Below are 1211 nucleotides of genomic sequence, written 5' to 3'. Positions count from 1 at the left end.
CAAGATAGTTGACGCCGAACAGATGGCGATTCCGGTACGACAGGCATGCCGGCGTCGATACCAGAACCACGCTAAAAACATGACAAACAGTGATCTTTACGCAACAAAATCCGTAAACGCTAATGTATAGATAAGTTGGCATTTTGCTAAATTGGCATAGGAAAGCATTTTATGAAGAAATTACTAGTGTTAGGTACCGCCCTTGTTATGTATAGCCTGCTGTTGCCAGCAGCGAGCGCACAAGAAACAAGAACCGCTTTGGTGCCCTTGCCATCTATTGATGATTTTAGTCGGGGTAAAGATGGCTGGAGTTTCGCGTTAGGTGCGGGTATTGAATACGAAACTGCCTACGAGGGTTCAGACGAATTTGGTTTGGAGCTTGAACCGGCAGGGGGCTTACAATGGCGGCGCGGTAATGATGTGTTCTATTGGGTCGGTGAAGCCATAGGGTGGCGTGGCTTACGTGCAGATACCTGGTTGTTTGAAGCCCTTATTGGCTTTGATGAGGGGCGTGCAGAAAGTGATTCTAAAAAAGGTTATCTGAATGGGCTCGGTGACAGTGATGAGGGCTTTGAATTAGTGCTGCAAACCCGTCGCGCCTTTGATACAGATTGGCGCTATTGGCTGGTTGGCCGGCTTGTCACCGGCGGTGATGGTAACCTGGGTTTGTTTGGTGTGGGTCGCCGCTTTGGCGAGAAGTTTGATGGCTCGGGCTCAGAGGTGAATATTGTTGCAGTATTTCACGATAGTAAATATGCCAATAAAGATTTCGGCATCACCGCTGAGCAATCGGCGGCATCGGGTTTAACCGCAACCAATATGAGCGGCGGTTATCGCTCTGTCGGTATCAATTACAATTATCGTCACTACATAAACAATAACTGGCAGATTTATGGTGAGGCACTGTATGAGCATTTTAGCAGTGCTGTCCGCAAAAGCCCGATTGCCCGTGGTGACTTTGAAGCAGAGGTTGGCATCGGCTTTATCTATTTGTTTTAAGCGCTAAAGCTAACAGTGCGCGAGAAAGCCCGCAGCTCCAGCATTTGGCCGTTGGAAAATAGGGCATTGCCAGATCCCCGCGTCCGCAAGCTGTGTGTTTGCTACCAAAACTGAATGTCCGCAAATAAATCAATGCGGGCATTCGGTTTATTTAAAATAATGAGTTAAAACTGTGTCTGTTGCAATTGTTTGTACTAGCTCAGACTTGATCT

General features: G+C 47.5%; 1 protein-coding gene. It reads left to right on the top strand.

What is annotated here, in order from left to right; genetic code table 11:
- The first annotated feature begins 171 nt into the window (after positions 1-171).
- Positions 172-999, top strand: coding sequence for a MipA/OmpV family protein (locus A9165_RS16405; protein WP_065956677.1), 828 nt, complete (start codon positions 172-174; stop codon positions 997-999).
- The last annotated feature ends 212 nt before the right edge of the window (positions 1000-1211 follow it).

Source organism: Alishewanella sp. HH-ZS (genome assembly GCF_001704375.1).
GTDB lineage: Bacteria > Pseudomonadota > Gammaproteobacteria > Enterobacterales > Alteromonadaceae > Alishewanella > Alishewanella aestuarii.
This window is presented reverse-complemented; position numbering and strand designations above follow the sequence as displayed.

What these genes read in the sequence shown, in the direction of transcription:
- A9165_RS16405 (WP_065956677.1), top strand. Translation starts at nt 172, where the DNA reads ATGAAGAAATTACTAGTGTTAGGTACCGCCCTTGTTATGTATAGCCTG.